The 23980-nt window shown below is 63.8% G+C and carries 11 protein-coding genes; 2 read left to right on the top strand and 9 right to left on the bottom strand.

The window, feature by feature from the left end; translation table 11 throughout:
• Positions 1-140: 140 nt before the first annotated feature.
• Positions 141-1679, bottom strand: a complete 1539-nt coding sequence (locus tag NKJ00_RS28565; RefSeq protein ID WP_352632121.1) for a trimethylamine methyltransferase family protein — start codon at positions 1677-1679, stop codon at positions 141-143.
• A 216-nt stretch (positions 1680-1895) separates the two neighbouring features.
• Between NKJ00_RS28565 and NKJ00_RS28560 the strand changes: the two genes are divergently transcribed.
• Positions 1896-2486 carry a transglycosylase SLT domain-containing protein gene (locus NKJ00_RS28560; protein ID WP_023813211.1) on the top strand — a complete coding sequence of 197 codons (591 nt, stop codon included), beginning with the start codon at positions 1896-1898 and terminating at the stop codon, positions 2484-2486.
• Positions 2487-2573: 87 nt separating this feature from the next.
• Here NKJ00_RS28560 and NKJ00_RS28555 read toward each other — a convergent pair whose 3' ends face one another.
• The 8 genes from NKJ00_RS28555 to NKJ00_RS28520 all read right to left on the bottom strand — a co-directional run bounded on the left by NKJ00_RS28555 (position 2574) and on the right by NKJ00_RS28520 (position 18107).
• On the bottom strand, positions 2574-3011 hold the full coding sequence (locus NKJ00_RS28555; protein WP_352632119.1) for a TA system VapC family ribonuclease toxin: 438 nt from the start codon (positions 3009-3011) through the stop codon (positions 2574-2576).
• A complete protein-coding gene (locus NKJ00_RS28550; RefSeq protein WP_023813213.1) occupies positions 3008-3235 on the bottom strand; it encodes a ribbon-helix-helix domain-containing protein in 228 nt (75 codons plus the stop codon). Before NKJ00_RS28550 ends, NKJ00_RS28555 begins: the two co-directional genes overlap by 4 nt.
• A 118-nt stretch (positions 3236-3353) precedes the next feature.
• Positions 3354-5702 (bottom strand): dipeptide ABC transporter ATP-binding protein, encoded by a 2349-nt coding sequence (locus NKJ00_RS28545; protein WP_023813214.1) that lies wholly within the window; start codon positions 5700-5702, stop codon positions 3354-3356.
• A 67-nt stretch (positions 5703-5769) separates the two neighbouring features.
• Positions 5770-6927, bottom strand: coding sequence for an ABC transporter permease (locus tag NKJ00_RS28540; protein WP_023813215.1), 1158 nt, complete (start codon positions 6925-6927; stop codon positions 5770-5772).
• Positions 6928-6939: 12 nt separating this feature from the next.
• On the bottom strand, positions 6940-7974 hold the full coding sequence (locus tag NKJ00_RS28535) for an ABC transporter permease (RefSeq protein ID WP_352632115.1): 1035 nt from the start codon (positions 7972-7974) through the stop codon (positions 6940-6942).
• Positions 7975-8202: 228 nt separating this feature from the next.
• On the bottom strand, positions 8203-9855 hold the full coding sequence (locus NKJ00_RS28530) for an ABC transporter substrate-binding protein (RefSeq protein ID WP_352632113.1): 1653 nt from the start codon (positions 9853-9855) through the stop codon (positions 8203-8205).
• A 266-nt stretch (positions 9856-10121) separates the two neighbouring features.
• Positions 10122-16175 (bottom strand): translocation/assembly module TamB domain-containing protein, encoded by a 6054-nt coding sequence (locus tag NKJ00_RS28525; protein WP_352632111.1) that lies wholly within the window; start codon positions 16173-16175, stop codon positions 10122-10124.
• A gap of 3 nt (positions 16176-16178) precedes the next feature.
• Positions 16179-18107 (bottom strand): autotransporter assembly complex protein TamA, encoded by a 1929-nt coding sequence (locus tag NKJ00_RS28520; RefSeq protein ID WP_352551705.1) that lies wholly within the window; start codon positions 18105-18107, stop codon positions 16179-16181.
• 272 nt (positions 18108-18379) lie between these two features.
• Between NKJ00_RS28520 and NKJ00_RS28515 the strand changes: the two genes are divergently transcribed.
• Complete coding sequence (locus NKJ00_RS28515; RefSeq protein WP_352632109.1) at positions 18380-23878, top strand: alpha-2-macroglobulin family protein; 5499 nt, start codon at positions 18380-18382, stop codon at positions 23876-23878.
• Positions 23879-23980: the final 102 nt, after the last annotated feature.

Raw genomic sequence — 23980 nt, 5'->3', positions numbered from 1 at the left:
AACCTCTGCAGACGATAAGTGACAAAACTGTTCGCGATGTCCTCGCACACCTGTTCGCGATGTCTCCGGTCCAAACACCCCCTTGAGGGGGAGATGTCCGGCAGGACAGAGGGGGGTGCAGGCGCGCAAACCTGTGACCATCACGGCTCGCCCTGCCCGATCGCTTCCTTGCGCCTGGCCATGTAAGCCTCCAGCGCCTCGCGCACGGCGATATCCATCACCGGCTCGACATAGTCTTCCAGGGCCTTCTTCCACAGCCGCGTCGCGCGCGCCGTGGCGTCGAGCCCGCCAGCCTCCTGCCACGCCTCGTAATTCTGCCAGTTTGACAGCATCGGCTGGTAGAAGGCGGTGGCGTAGCGCTCCAGCGTGTGCGGTTCGCCGAAGAAATGGCCGCCGGTCGGCACCGCGCCCAAAGCCTCGACGGCGAGCTCGGCCTCATTGACCTCGATCGGGCGCAAGAACTCCATCATGTGCTGGATCATCTCGACATCGATGATGAGCTTCTCGAACGACGCCGTCAGCCCGCCCTCCTGCCAGCCGGCGGCATGATAGACGAGATTGCCGTGGCCTAGCACCGCGCCCCACAGCGCCATCAGCGTCTCATAGGCGCCTTGCGCATCGGCGGCGTTGGAAGCCGAGCCCGGCGTCGTGCGGTACGGAAGCCCGTATCGCCGCGCCAATTGCCCCGACGCGATGTTGGCCTTGGTGTTCTCCGGCGTGCCGAAGGCCGGCGCGCCCGACTTCATGTCGACATTGGAGGTGAAGGCGCCATACATGACCGGCGCGCCTGGACGGACAAGCTGCGTCAGCGCGACGCCGAACAGCGCCTCGGCGTTCTGCTGCGCCAGCGCGCCGGCCAGCGTCACCGGGCTCATCGCCCCCATCAGCGTGAACGGCGTCACCGCCACCGACTGGCCGAACTCGGCCATGGTCATCAGTCCTTCGGCCATCATCTCATCGAAGCGGCGCGGCGAGTTGACCGAGATGATCGTGGTGATGCCGGGATCGTCGCGCATCTGATCGAGCGTCAGCCCGCGCGAAATCGCCATCATCTCGATGCCGTCAAGCGCCCTGCCCCTCCCGATCGCCGAGACATGGAAACTCTTGTCGGTCAGCGTCAGATTGGTGAAATAGGTGTCGAGATGGCGGGAATTGGCCGGCAGTTCGACCGGTGCGCAGACCTGGTTGCCCAGCATGTGGATGCAGTTGAAATGCTGCGCCAACCGGGTCAGATCCGAATAGTCGCGCAAATTTCCGGCGCGGCGGCCGCGCTCCATATCGTGCACATTGGGCGGTCCGGCAACCAGCGTGAAATTGATGGTGTTGCCGCCGAGATGAACCGCGTTGGCCGGGTTGCGCGGCGTCAACACATAGCTGGACTGCGTGGTCTTCAGCACGTCTTCGACCAGGCCGCGATCGATGCGGACATTCGCCGAGGCATGATCGACTTTGGCGCCGGCCTTCTCGAACAGCGACAGCGCCCGCGGGCTCATCACCTCGATGCCGAAATTCTCCAATATGTGCATCGACGCCTGATGGATCTGCTCGATCTGGTCGGGCGACAGCATCGCCATTGGCGGATAGGGATTTGTCACCCGCCTGAGCGACAGTTGCGGGATGGCCGATGGCCCTCTGTTGCTGGTGCGCTCGGCGCCGCGTTTGCGTCTTGGTTCGTTCATGCCGGTATCAAAGCCCCGGCAGACCGGGCAAGCTGTCAGAAATACGTCGTCTGCGGGCGCGATTTTAGCCACGGCGGCATTTCTGCAATGTCTGTTTAGAAAAAGCGACGAAGTGCGTCGGATTATCGATACTGGATTTCCTTGAGAGACTGCGCCGGCGAAGCGTTAACGGACGCCGCAAGATTCCCTTTATGATTTCGGCCTATTGCTCTGCCCATGCGTAGTTCGAGTTTTAGTAAAATTGGTGCGGTTTGCGTGCTGCTGGCGCTTTCGGCCTGCGCCACGCCGCCCAGCCACATCAACAATGTCTGTGCCGTCTTCGACCAGAATGACGGCTGGTTCGACAACTGGCAGTCGGCCGCCGAGCGCGCCCAGCAGAAATACGGCATCCCCGTTCCCGTGCTGATGGCGACGGTGCGCAAGGAATCCGGTTTCAAGAGCAATGCACGGCCGCCGCGCACCAAGCTGCTCGGCTTCATTCCGTGGAAGCATGTCTCGTCGGCCACCGGCTTCTCGCAGGCGCTGGACGGCACCTGGTCGCAATATCAGCGCGAAACCGGCAACTGGGCGGCACGGCGGACGAAATTCGCCGACGCCGTCGACTTTGTCGGCTGGTATCATTCCAAGACCGCAGACACGTATGGCGTTGCCCGCAACGATACCTACAACCTCTATCTGGCCTACTATCTCGGCTGGACCGCCTATGGCCGCGGCAACCGGGGCGATGCCGGCGTCCAGGGCTATGCCCGGGCCACCGACAAGATGGCGCGGGACTATGCGCAGCAACTGAGCGAGTGCGGCAACTGACTTTGCCGGAGCATTACGCAGCCAAGTGAAATCACTTGGCGCTGCGAAAAGCGATGTCGCCCCTCGAGCAGAAAAGATCTCAGCGATTCATTTGCTTGGGATCAGATGAAGGATTGCCTTCCCTGATTTTACCGCCGTCCTCGATAGCTTTCGGTCGAACGTCGCCAACTCGCCGTCATGCGACTTGGCCAGCGCCAGCAGATAACTGTCGGTTACTTGCGTCGAAGTCAGGATCTTGCCCGCGTCGATCTCTCTGGAACTGACAAGGCTGATGTCATCGGGCCAGAACTGGTGTCCGGCAAGTGCGTGCAATTTGCCGACGATCGGCGCGACGACGGCAGGGGAGCCAGGAGAGTTGGGGTATTTGGGGTTGCCCACGATCCTGATAACGCCATTCTCGGTGATGGGGCATGTGGCCCATGAGTGATGCCCGGTGGATTCGAACCACCGATGGGCATCGTCATGCGCGACATGAGCCGGATCGATCAGCGCAATCAACACATTGACGTCGAGCAGGAAGGTCACGGCAGCTCGTCGCGAAGCGCATTGACCGTTTCGAGATCGACCATCGGCCCGCCGGGCCGCGACGAAAGCAAGGGAATGCCGTTGCGCTCACCGCCCGCCTGCGGCCGACGCAGCGAACGGCGAACCAGATCGGAAATGACTTCTCCCACGCTGCGATCCTGCTGCCGCGCCATAGCCTTGGCGGCAAGAAGGACATCATCATCGATTGCAAGTGTCGTTCTCACAATTCGTCCTCCTTTCCAAGCATCAAACATCACGCATCACATAGAGCAACAGACTGAGATTCTCAAGGGACGCATGTTTTGCGCAGCATATGAAATTGATGGCATTGCCTGATGCCGGTCAGTTCGGTTTCCTAGAATCGCCCGGCTTTGGGGTATCGCCGGTTTCCGAAACCTCGTCGCGGACCTCGTGACGGCGGGCTTTCGAAACGGCTTCCGTCTCCTCGCCGGCCTGCCTCGCTGCATCGGCTTCCGCGCTGCCCGTCTTGCCGCGCGGACGCTTCGGTGGCGTGCCGGCAAAACCGGGGCCATCGCCATGCGGCGCGTCATCCGGCACGCCTTCGTGCGCGGCGTGCTCCTTGTCGAACTTGATCACCGGCTCCATCGTTGCCAGCACGTCGTCGGAGAGCCAGCACAGGCTCATATGGCCGCCGCCGAGATGCTTGACCGGTGGCACCTTGGTCTCGCACAGATTGTCAGGCACCAGCTTCTTGTAGCCGCAGCGGGTCTGGAACGGGCAGCCGGACGGTGGGTTCATCGCCGAGGGAATGTCGCCCTCCAGCACGATGTGCCGCTTGACCACGCTGGTGTCAGCGATCGGGATCGCCGACAGCAGCGCCTCGGTATAGGGATGGTAGGGCGGCGCGAAGATCTGGTCGGTCGTGCCTTGCTCGACAATATAGCCGAGATACATGACCACGACGCGGTCGGCGATGTAGCGCACGACCGACAGATCATGGCTGATGAACAGCATTGTCGTCTTGTTCTTGCGCTGGATGTCCATCAGCAGTTCGGTCACCGCCGCCTGCACCGACACGTCGAGTGCCGAGACCGGCTCGTCGGCCACCACCACCTTGGCGTCGCCGGCAAAGGCCCGCGCCACGCCGATGCGCTGCTTCTGGCCGCCGGATAGCTGGCGCGGCTTGCGGGTCTCGAACGCCCTGGGCAGCTTCACCAGGTCGAGCAGCTCCAGCATGCGCTTGCGGCGGTCGGCGACCGTCTTGCCGACATTGAACTTCTCCAGCGTGCGGATGATCTGCGAACCGACCGAATGGCTGGGATTGAGCGTGTCGAACGGGTTCTGGAACACCATCTGGATCGACGACACCGTGTCGACACTCCGCTTCTCGATGCCCGTCGACTGGATTTCCTTGTTGCCCAGCGTCACCGTGCCGGCACTTGCCGTCTCCAGCCCGAGCAGCACCTTGGCCAGCGTCGACTTTCCGCAGCCGGATTCGCCGACGATGGCAACCGTCTCGGATTCGCGCGCCATGAACGAGATCGTCTCATTGGCCTTGACGACGCGGCCCTCGCTCGAGCCGAACACCTCGCTGCCGCCCACCCTGTAGTATTTTCTGAGATCCTCGATCTTGAGCACCGGAGCGCCGGGCACGACGCGCTCATTGACCTTTTTGGCGCCGGGCGGCAGCGCCTCCCAGTCAATCTCGTTGAAGCGCACGCAGCGCGAGAAATGGCCTTCGTGACCCGCGACCTCGATCATCGGGATTTCGGCGGCGTTGCAGACGCCCTCGACGAAATGGTGGCAGCGAGGGCCGAAATTGCAGCCCTTGGGCCGCTCGTGCGGCAGCGGCAGCTGGCCGGGGATCGAAATTAGCGGCCGCGAGTTCTTGTCGGCGCCGGGCAGCGGGATCGAGCGGAACAGCCCTTGCGTATAAGGGTGGCGCATCCGGTCGAACACGTCCTTGATCTTGCCCGTTTCGACCGCTTCGCCCGAATACATAACCGTGATGCGGTCGCAGGTTTCCAGGATCAGGCCGAGATTGTGCGACACGAAAATCATCGACGTGCCGAACTTCTCGCCGAGCCCCTTGACCAGGTCGACAATGCCGGCCTCCACCGTCACGTCGAGCGCCGTCGTCGGTTCGTCGAGCAAAAGCAGCGCCGGCTTCGACAGCAGCGCCATGGCAATGACGATGCGTTGCTGCTGGCCGCCCGAGAGCTGGTGCGGATAGGAGCGCATCATGCGCTCGGGATCAGGCAGCTTGACCGCGCGCACCATGTCAAGCGCGCGTTTATGGGCCTCTTCCTTCGACACCTTGTCGTGGATCAGCGGCACTTCCATCAATTGCTGGCCGACCTTCATCGCCGGGTTCAGGCTCGCCATCGGCTCCTGGTAGATCATCGCGATCTTGTTGCCGCGAATGGAGCGCAACTCCTCGTCGGAGAGCTCGCCCATGTCCTTGCCCTGGAACTTGATCTTGCCGCCGACGATCTTCCCGATGTTGGAGAGGTCGCGCATGATGCCGAGCGACACGGTCGACTTGCCGCAGCCGGATTCGCCGACGATGCCCATCGCCTCGCCGGGCATGACGGTGCAGGAAAAATCCATGACCGCCGGGATCTCGCCCTTGCGGGTGAAGAAGGAGATCGACAGGTTCTCGATCTCGATGATCGGCGCGTTGGCCGGCCCATTGGTTGGCGTGGCGGGATTTCGAACTGCCTCGTTCATGGGTCGCTCCAATCCTGGTTCTTCTAGGCCTGTTTCTATCAGGCGCATCGGGTCGAAACCCGCGAGATCAGTCTTTCATCGATTGTTCGCGCAGCGAGTCGGCGAGCAGGTTCAAGCCCAGCACGAACGACATCAGTGCGATCGTCGGCGGCAACGCCGGGTGGATGAAGGAGCGCAGCAGGCGGCTGGCGTCCTTGATCGCAGTGCCCCAGTCCGGACTTTCCGGCGCCAGGCCAAGGCCGAAATAACCGAGCGTGCCGAGCAGGATCGTGGTGTAGCCGATGCGCAGGCAGGCGTCGACGATCAGTGGCCCGCGCGCATTGGGCAGGATCTCCCATAGCATGATGTACCAGGGCGATTCACCGCGCGTCTGCGCCGCCGCCACATAGTCACGCGTCTTGATGTCCATCACCAGGCCACGCACGATGCGGAACACGCCGGGGCTGGACGCGAACACCACCGCCACGAAGATATTGAGCTGGTTGGGGTCGATATGCACGATCTTCAGCGGATCGGCGTCGAAGACCAGGCCGGCATAGATCCAGCCGCCGAGGATCAGGGTGATGCCGAGCAGGATGTAGAGCCGGTCGGGCCGGTTTTTGTAGCGGGTCCAGAACAGCACGCTGAAGAAGATGATCGGGAACAGGAAGAAGACGCCGGCCATGCCATAAGGGATCGGCGTGTCCATGATGCCCGGCGTCACCAAAAGGTAGAACAGCAGGATCACAGGGAAGGCCAGCACGAGATTGGCCAGGAACGACAGCACGGTGTCGATCTTGCCGCCGTAGTAGCCGGCGGGCAGGCCGAGCGTGATGCCGACCATCAGCGCGAAGCCGGTTGCCGCAGGCGCGATGATCAGCACGATCTGGCTGCCATAGACCATGCGCGAAAACACGTCGCGCGCCAGCTTGTCGCCGCCGAACAGATAGGTCAGCCCCGATTTCGGTTCGACGGCGCCCGGCAGCACATCCTTCATGATGGGAATCTGGGCCAGCGGATCGAAGGGAGAAACGGTCGCGGCGAAGATTGCCGTGAACAGCCAGAACAGGCAGATGCCGACGCCGACGATGCCGACACCGCTGTCGAACAGCTGGCCGTAGAGCGCCAGCTTCTTCTTGTAGGCGAAGCTCGCGCCCATGACGATGACGAGCGCGATCCAGACCGGCCAGAAGCGCGACAGCACTTCGAGAACGACGGTGAAGCCACTGATGTATTGAACCGGCATCCGCTTCGCTCCCTACTGAACTCTGATACGCGGATTGAGAAATGCGTAGCCGACATCGGAAATGAGCTGCGTGATCAAGACGATGAACACCGAGACCAGCGAGCAGCCGAGCAAAAGGTCGATGTCGTTGTTGCCGGCCGCCTCGACCAGCGTGTAGCCGAAGCCCTGGTAACGAAACATCACCTCGACGATGACGACGCCGGTGAGCAGCCAGGGAAACTGCAGCATGATGACGGTGAACGGTGCGATCAGCGCATTGCGCAAGGCATGTTTGACCACGACGCTGCCGAAGGAAAGACCCTTCAACCTGGCAGTGCGGATATATTGCTGCGTCATCACTTCGACCATCGAAGCACGCGTCATGCGGGCGATATAGCCGATGCCGTAGATCGCCAGCGTCATCACCGGCAAAGTGAAATTGTAGAAGGTAATGCCCTGGCTGGCCGAAGCCGCCGAGCCGTTCAGCCAGCCTAGCCATGACGCGAAGACGACGGTGAAGATGACGCCCGACACATATTCAGGCGTCGCCGTCGAGGCGATCGACGCCACGGACAGCACCCGGTCGGTTCGCGACCCCTCGCGCATGCCGGCCAGAATGCCGATCAGCAGCGAGATCGGCACCATCACCACCAGCACCCAGAACATCAGGATGCCCGTAGCGCCGAGTGCCGGAAACAGTTTTGAGGCGACGGTCGCCTTGAACTTGGTCGAGCAGCCGAAATCGCCCTGGAAAACGCCGGCGAGGGTCGGCACGAGCGGATCGTTGCAGAAGGAGAAACGCTGCGCCGGCTTGCCGGTCGCCGGGTCTGTCACAGGTTGCTTGGGCACCACGCCCAGCCACTGCCCATAGCGGACGAAGAAGTTCTGCCGATAGCCATGGTTGACCAGCCAGCTCTCGAGCTGCTCGGCCGACGTATGCATTTCGGTCTGGCTGATCGCCAGCTTCTTCAGATTGGGTTCGAGGTTGATCAGGAAGAAGACGACCATGGTCAGGCACAGCATCGTCAATGCCATGGTGCCAAGACGCCTGATAACGAAGGAAAGCATGGCGGCCCCCTGCCGATGGGTTGGGGTTTGAGCCGGCTATGAAAGCCAACCCTGCCGTAACCGGCGGGGCTGGCTGTCAAACAGGCCTTCGGATGCGATCAACCCTGTTTTTGTTGCATGGCCTTGCCCGCGAGTCCGCAATTTTTTTGAGAAAGTGCGGACCAGCAGGGACGGACGATGCAAAGAGCGGGGGAAGGGAGCGAGCCTCTTCCCCCAATGTCGGTGCGATCAAGCCTGGTCGAGCCAGATCTTGCCGTAGTCGCGCTCGAAGGTCGGGTGCATCTTGTAATTCTGCACCGCCTTGACCGAGTGGCTGTAGAGCTTGCGCCAGTACGGCTGGATCATGATGCCGGAATCCTGCAGGATCTGCTCGATTTCCTTCATCATCTCCTTGCGCTTGGCGGCGTCGGCAACGGCGAGCGCCGCATTGAGCTTGGCATCCCAGTCCGGATTCGACCAGCCGGCCTCGTTCCAGGCCTCGCCGGTGCGATAGGCGATGGCCAGAACCTGGACGCCGAGCGGGCGCATGTTCCAGTTGGTCATCGACAGCGGATACTTCGTCCAGTCGTTCCAGAACGTCGAACCCGGCAGAACGGTGCGCTTCACCTTGATGCCGGCGTCGCGCAGCTGGGCGGCGATCGCATCGCCGGTGTTCTTGTGCCAGTCTTCATCGACAGTGATCAGCTCGTGTTCGAAGTCGGCCTGGCCGGCTTCCGCCATCAGCGCCTTTGCCTTGGCCGGATCACGGGCAACCTTGGGCAGCTCGTAATATTCCGGATGGATCGAGCAGACATGGTGGTTTTCGGCGACCGAACCGGCATTGCCGTAGCCGAGCTGCAAGACGACATTGTTGTCGACCGCAAGCTGCAGCGCGTTGCGCACCTTCTGGTCGCCATAGGGCTTGTTGTTGACGTTGGTGCGGCAGACGATGGTCGACGCGGTGACGATCTCCGACTTCACCAGGTCCATGCCGTCGAGGATCGACACATAGTCGGCCGAAGTCTCGAAATTGGTGTGCACTTCGCCGGCTTCGAAAGCGCTGACCATGGCTGCCGGATCGGTGCCGTAGTCGATGAATTCCAGGCCGTCGAGGAACACTTCGCCGTCCCACCACTTGTCGTCGGTGCGGCGCTTGTAGACCACCTTCTGCCCGACATCGTAGGAGACGAGTTCGAACGGACCGGTGCCGATCGGGCAGGCCTTGAAGTCGCCGCCCTTCTCGTCGAAGGTCTTGTGGACGATGAGGCCGGGATAGTCGCACATGTTCGGAATCAGCGCGATGTCCGGCTTGGTGAGCTTCAGCACGACCGTGTGGTCGTCCGGCTTGGTCACGGCGCTTTCGTCGAGCTTGTCGTCCTTGACCAGCGAGCCGAGACGGCCGGGCATGGAGTTGCCTTCGGCTTTCTTGTCGGCCCAGCGCTTCAGGTTGAAGATGACGTCATCGGCTGTGAAGGCATCGCCATTCGACCAGGTGACGCCCTTGCGCACATGCAGCGTGTACTGCGTGGCATCGTCGTTGACGTCCCAGCTTTCCAGCAGATAGGGGCGGAACGTGTATTCGGACGTGTACTTGACCAGCGGCTCGAGCGCCTGGCGCTCGGCATTGGCGATTTCCGACCAGTCGGCCTTGCGCGGGTCCTTGGGATCCTTGATCCACTGGGCGATCTTCAGCGTGCCGCCCTTCTTGCCCTTTACCTCTTCGGCCTTCGCCGGCGTCGGATCGGCGAGGCCGAGCAAGCCGTAGGCCATTGCCGTCGATGCGCCGAAGACGCTGGCCATGGCCAGGAATTCGCGGCGGTCCACCTTGCCTGCCTTGGCTTCTTCGGCCATGGCCAGGATGTGATCCGGAACGCGATCGCCGTTACTCTTATAAATTGTCATGACTTAACTCCCATTGTTGGCTTTCCGCCTTTTAACATTCCGCATCCAAGCCATGATGTCAAAGACGGCGTGGATTGAGAACATGTTAGGGAATGTGCAACTTTGAAAGGGGAGCGGTTCGCGTGATAACGACAGTCTTGGCGCAAATTTGCTACTGTCCGACGGATTCTTCTGGAATCTCGATAGTCGATTAAACTGAGACATTTACTCCAGCCCGAACAGCGCCAGAATCGATCCATCATGAGGCCAAAAGCCCTGCCGAACTATCAGTATTCCTTCTCGTAGAAGATGCCGCCCTTGGCTTCGCCGGCATCGTTGGCCTCGCCGCGCAGCTTGACGCCGCGCCCGACATTGAGGTCGATCGTCGCCTTGCCCGAGCCCGGCTTGTCGCCCTTCTGGATCGTGACATAGGTGCGGTCGTTGAGGTATTTGCCCGCCGAAACCGCCGTGCCGCCCTGGTCGTCGGTGGTGACGTCGAGATCGTCGACGCCAATGGCGCTGCGCAGGTTTTCCAGCAGCGACGTCGAGCCGCCGACGCCGGCCAGTTGCCCGGCGGCCTCGGCTAACTGGGCGATCTGCAGCGGCGACAGGTTCGACATCGAGCGGCCGAAGATCAATTGCGCCAGCACCTCGTCCTCGGGCAGTGCCGGCACGGAGGAGAAGGTGAACTTCGGATTGGTCGCTTCGCCCGACACCACGATGGTGACGGTGGCGCTGGTCGTCGTCGTGGTCGCCGTCAAATTGAGATAGGGCACCAGCGAGCCGGAAAACCCGACCGTGCCTTCGGTGAAGGTCAGCCGCTTGCCGAGGATCGACAGCCGTCCGCGCTGCAAGGTGAAGGTGCCGACCGCTTGCGGCGACGAGGCCGGGCCGGTCAGCCTGAGTGAGCCGCCAAGTTCGGCATCGACGCCCCTGCCCTGGATGAAGATCTGGTTCGGGGCGTTGACCGTGACATCAAGCGCAAGGCCGCTACCGCCGCCCTTGCCGCTGGTCGTCGGCGGCCGCAGCGCCTTGTCCTGTGCCTTGACCGCAGCTGGCGCGTTCTTGTGCTTGACGTCGAGCGCCGCCAGCGAGCCCGGCAATTTGTCCGGAACCGTGATCACCGTCTTGGCGAGATTCACGGTGCCGGCAATGACCGGTGCGGAGGTCAGCGGTCCCTTGATCGTCAGGTCGCCCCCGAGATTGGCGGTCACCACCCTTCCGTCCGTATAGCGGCCGTCGACCAGCTTGATCGACAAATCGGCCGGAAAACCCTGCGCCGGGTTGATGCCGACCGTGCCGCTGGCCGACAGGCTGCCGCGCGTGGACAGCGTTCCGGTCAGCCGGTTGATCCTGGCGACGCCGCCGGCAATCGAGACATCGGCGGCGAGATCGTTGACGGCGAGGCCGGAGCGCGCATCGACAAGGCGCGCACCGGAGGTGCTGACGCTGCCACCGATGACGGGCGATGTCGCGGGACCGCGCACCTGCACGTTGACATTGGCCGTGCCCGTCAGCGACATGCCCTGCGCGGCGAGCTTCTGGCTGAGCAGGCCGAACGGCACGGCGCCATTGAAGTCGAGCACCAGCGCCGGCGTGCCGGCCGTCGTCACGCTGCCGCCGCCCTTCAGGCCAAGGCCGGCTCCATCGCTGACATTGGCGGTGAAGGTCAGCTTGTTGGCGCCGAAGGTGCCCGACGAGGAAACACTCACCGCCCCGACACCAGCGCCTCGGGTCTGCGATGTTTGCACGCCCGCCGCATCGATAGTGAAGGCGACCGCAGGGCTGGCCGGCGCGCCCGTCACCTTCACCGTGCCCGAAATCGAGCCGGCGGCGTCAAGGCCGGCCGAGAAACTGTTCGCAAGCGACATCGGCACCCGCGCCAGCGTCGCGTTGATGTCGAGCGCCGCGCCGACCTTGCCGGTTACCGTCGCCGTACCGCCGCCAAGGTTGAGCACCAGCCTGTTCAGCGTCGTCGTGCCATTGGCGATGCTGACGGTCGAGGCTTGGGCAATGGCCGCCTTGATGCCCTGGACGGTCGCCTGGCCGGAGGCAAGCTCGATGGTCGTCGTGCCGTTGGCCACTTTCACGCGGCCAGCAGCCTGTGCCGGAATGCCCTTGACTGTGGCGCCGCCGGAAAAACCGGTCCAGTCGCCGTCGCGCTTCAAATCGACATCGATGCCGCTGATCACGGTGCCGCCCGAAATGACGGTGTCGGCGCGAATCTTTCCGGAGATCACGGGCGCCGCCAGATAGTTGGCGACCAGCGCATCGATCGAGACGGCTTTCGCCTGGAGGTCGCCGCGCGTGATCGACGCTGTCGCCGCCTTGATGGCGACCTGGGGTGCTGCGCCATTCTTCGAGAAGGCAATCGTGCCGCGTACGTCGCCTTCGGCCTTTTCCAGCGCCAGTGCCGCCAGCGGGCCGATATCGGGCAGGTCGAGCGCGATGGTGCCGACAGGCACGAACTTCTCGTCCAGCGCCAGATCGCCGGAGATCCTGTTCTTGCCCAGCGACAGCAGCAGGCCGTTGATGGCGCTCTTGCCGTCAGCCGTCGCCAGCACCGCGCTGCCTTGCAGCGCCTGGCCGGCGACATTGCCGGTCAGTTGCACGTTGGCTGCCGGATTGGCGGCATCGGCCTTGCCGGTGGCGGTCAGCTTCAACCCGGTGATCTCTCGCGCCGCCACCAGCAGCCTGTCGCTGTCGACCGTCAGTGACAGGTCCGGCGCGGTGGCCGGCCCCTGTGCGTTCAACGCAAAGGCGATGGCGCCCTTGGCATCCTTCGACAGCAGAGAGATGTCGCTCAGCGCGCCCTTGATGTCGGCGGCCACCTTGTTGTCGGCAAGGCTGGCTTGCCCGTCGGCGGTCAGCGCACCCGAGGCCAGCTTCAATCCGCCTATGTTGATGCTGCCCTTGGGATCGCGCTTCAGCGTGGCGCTGATCTCAGCGCGTTCGCCAAGCATGCCGCGCGCCGCCGCCGGCAAGGCCGACGATGGGGCATCCGCCTTGAGATTGAGGTCGATGGCACCGTCTCGCAGCGATACCTGGCCGGCGACCTGGCTGTTCAACGCATCGCTCTTGAGCGAGCCGCTGTCGATGGCAAACAGGTCGGCCGTCAGGCGGCCGCTGACGGCTGCCGTGACCTTGCCGGCGATCAGCGGCGCGATCACCGGATTGTCGAGACCGACCTTGTCCACCGACACTGTGCCGGAAACCGGCCCTGCACGGTTCTTGAGATCGAACGCATCCGAATGCAACGCCAAGGCAAGCCCGTCCACCCTCGCCGGACTGGTGACGATCGAGGGCAGGATCGCGGAGACATCCAGGCGGGCCCGCGTGCTCTGGCCCGCCACCTTTGCCGACAAGGACTGGATCTCGATCTTGACCGGGCTCTCGGCGCTGCCGACAGTCAGGGGCAGGCTGGGGCCGGATGATATGAGATCGAGCGCAAAATCGCTGGCGCCGTTCGGGTTGAGGGTGCCGGTCGCCTTGCCGGAAATCTTGTCGCCGGTCAGCGTCGCTTGATCGAGCATCACGCCGCCGGCCAAGGTATAGCTGCCGGCCGCATCGACGGCGAGCGGCCCGAGCCCGGCCTGCCGGGTCTGGCTGGTTTCGATACCGGCCAGTTGCGCATTGAAGCGGACATCGGGAGCGGCCGGCGGTCCGGTCACACCAGCCGTGCCGCTGAGCGTGCCCCCAGCATCGAGGCCGGGCGAGAAATCATTGGCGAGCGATGCGGGCAGTGCCGAAAATTGCGCCGCGAGGTCGAGCGTCTGGCCGGCGGTACCCGACAAGGTCACCGAACCGCCGCCGACATCGAGCGCCAGCCTTTCGATGCTGGCCGTGCCGTTGGCAATGCTCAGTGTCGACGCCTGGGCGATTGCCGCCTTGATGCCGCGAACAGTGGCTTCGCCCGAGGCGATCTCGACGCTGGTCGTGCCGTCGGCGATCTTCACCCGGCCGGCAGCGGTTGCCGGAATGCCCGCTATGGTGGCGCCGCCGGTGAAATTGGTCCAGTCGCCGTCGCGCTTCAGGTCGACGCCGATGCCGCCGATTTCGGTGGTTCCGGAGGTGACGCTGTCGGCCTTGATCGAACCCGCGATCGCCGGCGCCTTGAGATAATTGGCGATCAGCGCATTGACCGTGATGGCCTTGGCCGTCACCTCGCCGCGCGCGATCGACGTGCTCTTGGCATCGATGGCGACGGAGGGCGCGTCGCCCTCCTTGGCAAAGCGGATGGTGCCGTCGATATCGCCCGTTATCGCCTGGCCGGCAAGTGCGGCCAGCTGGTCGATGGCAGGTGCATCGAGCGTCAGCGTGCCGAGCGGCATGAATTTGTCGTCGAGCGCGAGATCGCCCGAGACCTTGTTGTCGCCGAGCGAGACCAGAAAACCATTGATCGAACGCTTGCCTTCGCTCGTCACCAGCGCTGCCTTGATGTCGAGCGGCTGGTCGTCGACGGAGCCGGTCAGCGATACGTTGGCGGCGGGACTGGTGATATCGGCCTTGCCGCTTGCCGTCAGCTTGATGCTCTTCACCGTGCGGCCCGATGCCGTCAGGCTGTCGCTGTCGGCGGTAACGGTGAAATCCGGCGCCGTCATGGCGCCACTTGCCGACAGCGCGAAATCGACGCCACCGGCAACTGGCACGCCGACCGTCGGCGACAGCACGGAAACGTCGCCCAGTTTGCCCTTGATGTCGGCCTGGATGTCGGTGCCTTGCATGCTGGCCGTGCCGGCGGCGCTAAGCGTGCCGGACGTGAACTCGATCGAGTTGGCGGCGAAGGACCCTTGTGGATCGCGGGCCGCGCTTGCCGAGAATTTCACCCGGGCGCCGAGCACCGAGGCGATCTGCGGCGGAAAGGCCGTCGCCACGGCATCCGCGTTCATCTTCAGCTGCATCGACAGGTCGGCAAGCGCCACCGTCGCGGTCAGCGAAGCGTTGAGCGCGTCGGAACGCAGCGTGCCCTGGTCGATGGCAATGGCGTCCTTGCTGACCGACCCGGCCAGATCGACGTCGATCTTCCCGGTGATCAGCGGCGCCAGCGTCGCCACGTCGGTGTTGAGGCCGCCCGCCTCCAGCTTGACGGTGACCGGCCCGGCGCGGTTCTGGATATCGAAGCCGTCGGAATGGATCTGCGCCGCCAGGTCATCCAGCCGCGTGCCGCCGGCGACGATGGAGACGAAGGAGGCGCCGATGTCGATGATCGGCGCCTTGCCGTCGCCGAAGGCGCGGGCGGTGGCATTGCTGATCGCCAGCGTGATCGGCTGCGCCTTGCTGCCGACGCTGATCACCACGGGTGGACCCTTGGCGGCGAGTTCGACCGAGAGGTCGCTGGCGCCGGCAGGATCGACAATGCCGGTCGCGGTGCCGTGCACCGCATCGCTGTCGATGTTGGCGCGGTCGACACTGACGCCACCGGCCGATGTGGCGGTGCCGGCAATGTCGAAACTGGTCTTGCCGGCAAACAGCGGCTTGAGATTCTCAGGCAGGAAGCGAGCGAAATCGCCATCGCCCTTGGCCTCGATATGATTGCCCTTGTCGGTCAGTTGGTGGCGACCCGTCAGCTGGGTGACGATCTTGCCGTCGACCGAGAACGTGCCGATGCCGTTCCAATTGGCGAGCGGCCCGGTGCCCGAGACATTTATGTCGACCGGCGGCGTGTCGGGCAGCTTGAGCAGGTTGGCGATGATACCGCCTGCCGGCTCCGAGGCCTTCAGGTCAAGATCGAGCCTGTTGTCTGCCGGCGCAAAGTGGATCTTGGCGTCGACATTACCTTGCTTGCCGTCATGGCGGGTGATGTTGAGCACCGTCTCGACCGCCAGCGGCGCGGCATCGGCCTTGACCGATCCCTTGGCCGCAAGCTCGGCGATGCCGCTGCCGGCAAGGTCTTGCCCCAGCGCGATCTCGGGCAGGTCGATCTGCTTGATGTCGATGGAAATCGGCAGCGTCGTCGTGCCGCTCGGCGCAGGCTGTTGCGTGCCGGCCACCGGCAGGCGGGCCAGTTCGATGCGCTCGGCAGCGATACGGTCGGCGCTGAAGCTTTTCGACAGCAGCGCCAGCGGCGACCAGTCGACGGCCACCTTGCGCGCCACCAGCCAGGCGCCCCCGCGATCCTCCAGCACGACATGATCGACGCTGAGCGCCCCGGACCAGATGCCGTCTATGCCGCTGACCGTGATCTTGCGGTCGTCGTCCGAGGCCAGCCGCGAAATGATGCCGGCGAGATTGTCGCGGCCGCGCTCGGTCTTGGTCAGCACCACCAGCGCGCCGATCGCTCCCGCAACCACGATCAGCAGCGTGTAGAGAACAATGCGGAGGATGCGCCAGACTGTTTTCATCGCTCAGAATGCCTGTCCGATGCCGGCATAGATGCCGAAATGCGGGTCACCCGGATCGCGGTTGAGCGGCACGGCGGCATCGATGCGCAGTGGCCCGAACGGCGTGACATAGCGCAGGCCGACGCCGGCGCCGACCTTGACGTCGGCGAAATCGGGGACCGACTTGGTCGACACGGTGCCGGCATCGACGAACGGCACGATGCCGATCGTGTCGGTGATGGCGATGCGCATCTCGACCGAGGTTTCGAAGAATGACAGGCCGCCGATCGGCTGGCCGGTGAAGTCCTTGGGTCCGATGCCCTGATAGGCATAGCCGCGCACCGAACCGCCGCCCCCGGAATAAAAGCGCCGGTCGGCCGGCACATGTTCGAGGCTGGTGCCGACGATCGAACCGATAGCGACACGTTCGGCCAGGACGAACTTCGAAGCCGAATCCAGCGACTGATAGGCCGACCCTTCGCCTCTCAGTTTCAGGAACGCCGCACCGCTCAAAATGTCGTAGCTGGGCTCGGCATAGGCCAGCACCCGGAAGCCGCTTGTCGGGTTCAGCCGGTTGTCCCGGTTGTCGTAGACATATTGCAGCGGAATGCTGGCGATCAGGTATTTGTGCTTGCCGAAAGCATCGTGGATGCGGGAATAGTCGAGCGCCACTTCCGCCGAAACCGTCTGCTTCTTGGTCAGTTCGTAGGACAGGCCGGTGCTGCCCTTGACCGAGAAATGGTCGTAGGCGTCAGGATGTTCGAGCACCGTCTTGACGCTGGCGAAGAACTTGGATGCCGGCCCGATCACGCCCGGCTTCTCGAACATGATGCCGGCATTGTAGTTGAGTTCGCCGAGATCGTTGCTGCCGATGCCGCTGATCTTGCCCTCGATGCGCAGCTTCTCGGCCCGGCCGAACAAATTGCGGTGGCCCCAATAACCTTCCAGGCCCAGCCCCTCGGTGTTGGAGAAGGTGCCGCCGATGCCGAAATAGCGTGGCTTGCGCTCGCTGACCTGGACGCCGATCGGAATGTTGCCGTCGGCATCGAGCGTGTCGGCTTCCTTGAACGTCACGCTGTTGAAGACCTCGAGCGCCAGCAGCCGGTCGCGCGCGTCGTCGATTTCTTGCGGCGAGTATTGCCGGCCGCGCTTGAGGCCGGTCATGTATTCGGTGAAGTCGCGGTCGACCTTTTCGGTGCCTTCCACCGTGGTCGGGCCGTAGCCGGCGACCGGTCCGGCGGCGACCGTCAGCGTCACGTCGAGCGTCGAGGTCGCATGGTCGGCGACGATCTGGCGGTCCGTCACCTCCGCCAGCGGTCTGCCTTGCTCCTTCAGCGTCCGCACGATCAGCGCCTCGGCCTTGAGCACCGCGCCGGATCCGGCGTCGCCGCCTGATATCAGGCCATAATCGGCGCTCATCAGTCCTGCCGCGTCGCCTTGCAGCCTGATATTGCCCAAGGTGAATTTCGGCCCGCTGGCGACATCGACAACCACCGGAATCGGCTGGGGGCCCTTGAATTCGGCATCCGGCGGCAAATCGTCGAGCGGCTTGCCGTCTATGGTGACGGTGACGACGCCTTCGTAACGGGCATCGGCATAAAGCGCGGCGACAAGCTGTTCGCGGTCGCTGCGCGCCTTGGCCATCAGCCCGAGCGAGCCTGAAACCGGACGCTCCTCGTCACTCTTCAGCGCCGAGGCATTTTCGAGCTTCTTGACCAGATCCTTGTCGGCGTCGGGGGCATTGATGGTCACGGCGTAGCGCAGGGGATCGACGATATCTGCATCCTCGTCGCTGGACGATCCCCACAGCTTGATGCCGAAAAGCTCGAAAGCGGCCGCCGGGCGCGATTCGGCGACGAGCACGGTCGAGCACATCATGGCCAGCAGCAGGGCGCGCGGAAGCGCACGCCCTGGCGCGCGACCTCCTGACATCTGCTCTTCATGCGCCGGCATTAAGACAACCTAGATTACAAAACTAAAATTGGAATGAAGTTCTGAAGCGCTCGTAAAGGGGCCACAATCCAATTGTCTGAAATAGGGCGGGCTTGGAATTCACACCTTTTGCGTCGCCGCAAGAATGCGTGATCCCCTGTCCTATGGAGGTACTACCGGTCATCGGCCGGAAAGGAAACCGCTGGCAGGCGGAACCCTGCCGCGTCCTTGTGTTGACAAGCCTGACTGAAGCTTGATCATGCCCGGACGTCAGCTGTGTCTGGAGGGGTGTTATGGCAATGCGCGCGGCTCGTGGTCTGTCTATCCTGATTCTTCTGTTTTTCGCCTGGGCCAATGTCCTGGCCTGGAGCAGCGCCGCGCAAGCGGCCGAGGCCCGGCGAATAGCGACAACGGACAATTCCGACTATTTCGGCTTTGATCTCAGGTCCGACCAGAATGTGACAATCGACCAGTGCAAGACGACGTGCCTGGGAGACCCGGCCTGCCGCGCCTTCACCTACAACAAAAAAGCCAAATGGTGCTTCCTCAAATCCGACTACAACCAGTTGAAAACCTTCAACGGCGCGGTCGCGGGCAAGGTCGTCAACATCGATGGCGATCCTGATATCGGCGCGCCGCCGGAACTCGCTTTCTTCCCCAACTGGATGGCCGATCAGGCCCAGCAATACCGCAACAAGCTGCTCGGCCCGGCCTATGATAGACCGACAGAAGGCATGGCTGCCTTGCTTAACGCCGCCGAACAGGCCGTGCTGACCGGCGATCACCGCTCCGCCATGCTGAAATACGAGGCCGCGGTCTCGGTGCTGCCCGATGATGGCCAGCTCTGGCTCAACCTGGCGCGTGAAACGCTGGCCGTTCAGCCCGCCGCAAGCACCTCCGAAGCATCCACTTTGCCGGCGAACGGCACGTCGGCCGCTTTCAATGCCTATAAATTGCTGCGCACCACCAAGACGCGCGCCGAAGTGCTGGCGCTGCTCGGCAATGGGCTCGACAAGCGCGATCTCTACCGGCCGGCGCTGCAGGCCTATGAGGCCAGCCTTGCGCTGAACCCTTCGCCGGCGGTCCAGGCCGACTATGCCGATCTCAAGGCCCGCAAGGGTTTTCGCGTGATCGACCATACCGTCGACGCCGACACCAGCGCGCCGCGCATCTGCGCGCAATTCTCCGAGGATCTGGTCAAGACCGGCGTCGACTACGCGCAGTTCGTCACCGTCGACAACGCGCCACCCAAGGGCGTCGAGGCCAAGGACAAGCAAATCTGCGTCGAAGGACTGGAGCATGGCCAGCACTACGACGTCACCTTCCGCGCCGGCCTGCCGGCGGCAATCGGCGAAGTGACCGCGGCACCCGTGGTGCTGTCGATCTATGTGCAGGACCGCGCACCGTCCGCCCGCTTCACGGGTGACAGCTTCGTGCTGCCGGCCGGCGCGCGCCGCGGCATTCCGATCGTCACCGTCAACATGAACGCCGCCGAAATGAAGCTCTACCGCATCGGCGACCGTTCGTTGGCCCAGCTTCTGTCGGGCTACCAGTTCCTGCACCAGCTCGACGGCTATGACATCTCCAACATTTCCGAGCAGATGGGCGCGCCGGTCTGGCAAGGCCAGCTCGACATCGCCAATGATCTCAACAAGGAGGTCACCACCTCCTTCCCGGTCGACGAGGCGGTGCCGCAGCGCAAGCCCGGCGTTTACGTGCTGACCGCCCAGGCCGTCAACGACAAGAGCGACGACTACAATTCGATGGCCACGCAATGGTTCGTCGTCTCCGACATCGGCCTGTCGACTTATACCGGCCAGGACGGGCTCAATGTCTTTGCCCGTTCGCTGGGCAGTGCCAAGCCGATAGCAGGCGCCGAACTGACCCTGGTTGCCAGGAACAATGAGGTTCTCGGCACGGCGACATCGGATGCTGACGGCCATGCCGTCTTCAACCCCGGCCTGACGCGCGGCGACGGCGGCATGGTGCCGGCCGTGCTGATGGCCAAGCAGGGCGACAATGATTTCGTCTTCCTCGACATGGGCCGGGCCGGCTTCGATCTGTCCGACCGCGGCGTCACCGGGCGCGCGGCGCCCGGTGCGCTTGACGTCTATGCCTGGACCGAACGCGGTATCTACCGCGCCGGCGAGGATGTTCATGTCGCGGCCCTTGCTCGCGACGGCGCCGCCAAGGCAGTCGAGAACCTGCCGCTGACCTTCATCTTCTCGCGCCCCGACGGTGTCGAAAACCGCCGTATCGTCAGTGACGGCGCATCCGCGGGCGGCCATGCCGTCGACCTGCCGCTCGAACCCAACGCCATGCGCGGTACCTGGTCGGTGTCGATCTACACCGATCCCAAGCAGCCGGCGGTGGCCAGCCACATGTTCCTGGTCGAGGATTTCGTACCGGATCGCATCGAATTCGACATGAAGGCCGACAAGCAGGAAATCGCCCTGGGCGAAACCGCCAATATCGACATTGACGGCCGCTTCCTCTATGGCGCGCCGGCGGCGGGCCTGGCGCTGGAAGGCGAGCTGACGCTGTCGACGTCGCGCGACTGGGACCGCTTCCAGGGCTTTTCCTTCGGTCTCGCCGACGAGCAGTCCGCCGAACCCACGGTCACTCCCCTGGCCGATCTGCCGGTGGTTGGCGATGACGGCAAGGCGACCTTCCCGGTCTCCGTCGAGCAACTGCCCTCGACCACCAAGCTGGTCGACGCTAAGGTGACGGTGAGGATGCGCGAAACCGGCGGCCGCGCCATCGAGCGTTCGCTCAACATCGGGATCCGCCCGCAAGGCCATATGATCGGCATCCGTCCGGATTTCGCCGACAATGAGGTGCCGCAGGGCGGCACCGCCAAGTTCAGCCTGATCGCCGTCGATCCCGACGGCAAGCGCGAGGCGCTGAAAGGCGCGCAGTGGACGCTGGTCAAAGTCGAGCGCAATTACCAGTGGTACCGCTCCAACAATTCCTGGAACTACGAGCCGGTGACCTTCACCAAGTCGATCGCTAACGGCCAGGTCGACCTCAGCGCCGACGGCGACGCGACCGTCTCCCTGCCGGTCGACTGGGGCCAGTATCGGCTTGAGGTCGAGACATCGGATCCCGAGGGACCGGCAACCAGCTACGAGTTCGATGCCGGCTGGTATGTCTCCTCGACCACCACCGAAACGCCTGACGGCCTCGAAATCGCACTCGACAAGGACAACTATGCCGCCGGCGAAGTGGCCAAGCTGAAAGTCTCGCCGCACTTTGGCGGCGAACTTCTCATCAACATCGGCTCCGACAAGCTGTTGAAGACCGTCACGGCATCAGTGCCGGCCGGCGGCAGCACTGTCGACATACCGGTCGGCGACGACTGGGGCGCCGGCGCCTATGTCACCGCAACCCTGTTCCGGCCGGGCGAGGCGCAGGAAACGCGCATGCCGGCGCGCGCCATCGGCGTGAAATGGCTGAAGGTCGATCCGGGCTCGAAGAAGCTGGCCGTCACCTTGACGCCGCCGGACAAGACCATGCCGCGCCAACAGCTGTCGATCCCGGTTTCGGTCGCCGGCGTGCAGCCGGGAAGCAGTGCCTACGTCATGGTTGCCGCCGTCGACGTCGGCATCCTCAACCTGACCAACTACAAGGTACCGGACCCGGAGAACTGGTTCTTCGGCCAGCGCATGCTAGGCATGGAAATCCGCGACATATACGGCCGCCTGATCGACGGCTCGCTTGGCAACACCGGCAAGCTCAGGACCGGCGGCGACGGCGCCAACATGCAGGCGCAAGGCAGCCCGCCGACCGAAAAGCTGGTCGCCTTCTTCTCCGGTATCGTCGAACTCGATGCCGACGGCAAGGCGCGGGTCGACTTCGACATTCCGCAGTTCAACGGCACCGTGCGCGTCATGGCCGTCGCCTGGACCAAGGAGGCGGTCGGCCATGCTCAGTCCGACGTCATCGTGCGCGATCCCGTGGTGATCACCGCCGGCCTGCCGCGCTTCCTGGCGCCTGGTGACGCCGCCGTCATGCGCCTCGACGTCGCCGACACCGATGGTCCGGCCGGCGACTATGCGTTCTCGATCGAAACCACGGGCGACCTGTCGACCGGCGACAAGCCCCTGCCCCAGAAGCTGACGCTCGCCCAGGGCAAGCGCCAGACGTTGACTGTCCCGCTGATCGCTCAGACGGCCGGCAATGCCTCGCTCACCATCAAGCTTGCCCATGCCGACGGCACCAAGGTCGAGCAGACGCTCTATGTGCCGGTGCGCCCGGCGCAATTGCCGGTCACCACCCGGCTGGTGGTCGACCTCAAGGGCACTGGCGGCGCGCTGCGCGTCGACAAGGAACTGCTGGCCGCCAGCCTGCTCGATGGCGCTTCCGTCAGCGTCGGCGTTTCGCAGGCCGCCGCCTTCGACGTGCCGTCGCTGTTGATGACGCTCGACCGCTACCCCTATGGTTGCGCCGAGCAGACCACCAGCCGCGCCATGCCGCTTCTCTACGTCAATGAGCTGGCATCCGGCATCGGCATGGCCAGCGATCCTGACATCCATGGCCGCATCCAGGACGCCATCTACAAGGTTCTGAGCTACCAGGCCTCGGCCGGCAGCTTCGGCCTGTGGGGTCCGGGCTCCGGCGATCTGTGGCTCGATGCCTATGTCACCGACTTCCTGACCAGGGCGCGCGAGCAGAAATACGACGTGCCTAGCCTGGCCATGAACCAGGCGCTGAGCAATTTGCAGAACTCGCTCGGCTACGACCAGAGCGTCCAGGACCGTGGCAGCGAGATCGCCTACGCCCTCTATGTTCTGGCCCGCAACAAGAAGGCCTCGATCGGCGATCTGCGCTACTACGCGGACACCCAGCTCGAAGCCTTCTCGAGCCCGATGGCCGTTGCCCAGCTGGCGGCGAGCCTGGCGCTCTACGGCGATACGCCACGCGCGGAATCGACCTTCAAGACCGCCCTGCAGCTCGCCAAGTCGACCACCGACTATGACTACTACCGCTCCGACTACGGCTCGCGGCTGCGTGACGGCGCGGCGATGCTGGCGCTGGCGGCGGAATCCAAGCCGGTGCCGACGATCGTGCCGGAGCTGATCAAGCTGGTGACCAGGGAACGCGCCGAAGCCCGCTGGACCAGCACCCAGGACGAATCCTGGATGCTGCTGGCGGCCCGCGCGCTCAGGGAAGGCAATGATACGATCACGCTGACCGTCAATGGCGCTGCGCATTCCGGCGGCTATTCCAACCAGGTCGAAGGTTCTGACCTGGTCGACAGCCCGCTGACCATCGCCAACACCGGCAAGACCCCGCTGCAGGCCGTCGTCACCACGGTGGCGTCGCCGGTCCAGCCCCTGCCGGCCGGTGGCGACGGCTTCACCATCAGCCGCACCTACTACAAACTTGATGGCACCGAAGCCAATGTCACCGAGGCGACGCAGAACGAACGCTATGTCGTCGTGCTCAAGGTCAACGAGCAGAACACATGGCCGTCTCGCCTGCTGGTCACCGACCTGCTGCCGGCCGGCTTCGAGATCGACAATCCCGGCCTGGTGTCCAGCGCCCAGTTGACGAACTTCTCGTGGCTGGCGCAGACCGATGCGGCCCATCTCGAATTCCGCGACGACCGTTTCGTCGCGGCGTTCAACCCGGCCGACGGCGACCACGACCACAATCTGACCCTCGCCTATGTCGTGCGCGCGGTGACACCGGGTACTTACGCCCATCCGGCGGCAACGGTGGAAGACATGTACCGGCCGCAATACTCGGCCCGCACCGCCACCGGCATGATGGAGATCAAGGCGCCGTAAGGCGTCGATGGTAACGATCATGAAAATGGCGATTGCGCTGACGAAAGCCCCCTTCTCCCCGTCACTATACGGGGGGAAGGTGCCGGCAGGCGGATGAGGGGC

It is taken from the genome of Mesorhizobium sp. M0227, from assembly GCF_040321855.1.
Taxonomy (GTDB): domain Bacteria; phylum Pseudomonadota; class Alphaproteobacteria; order Rhizobiales; family Rhizobiaceae; genus Mesorhizobium.
Note: the sequence above shows the minus strand (reverse complement) of the source record. Positions and strands in the feature narration are given on the sequence as shown.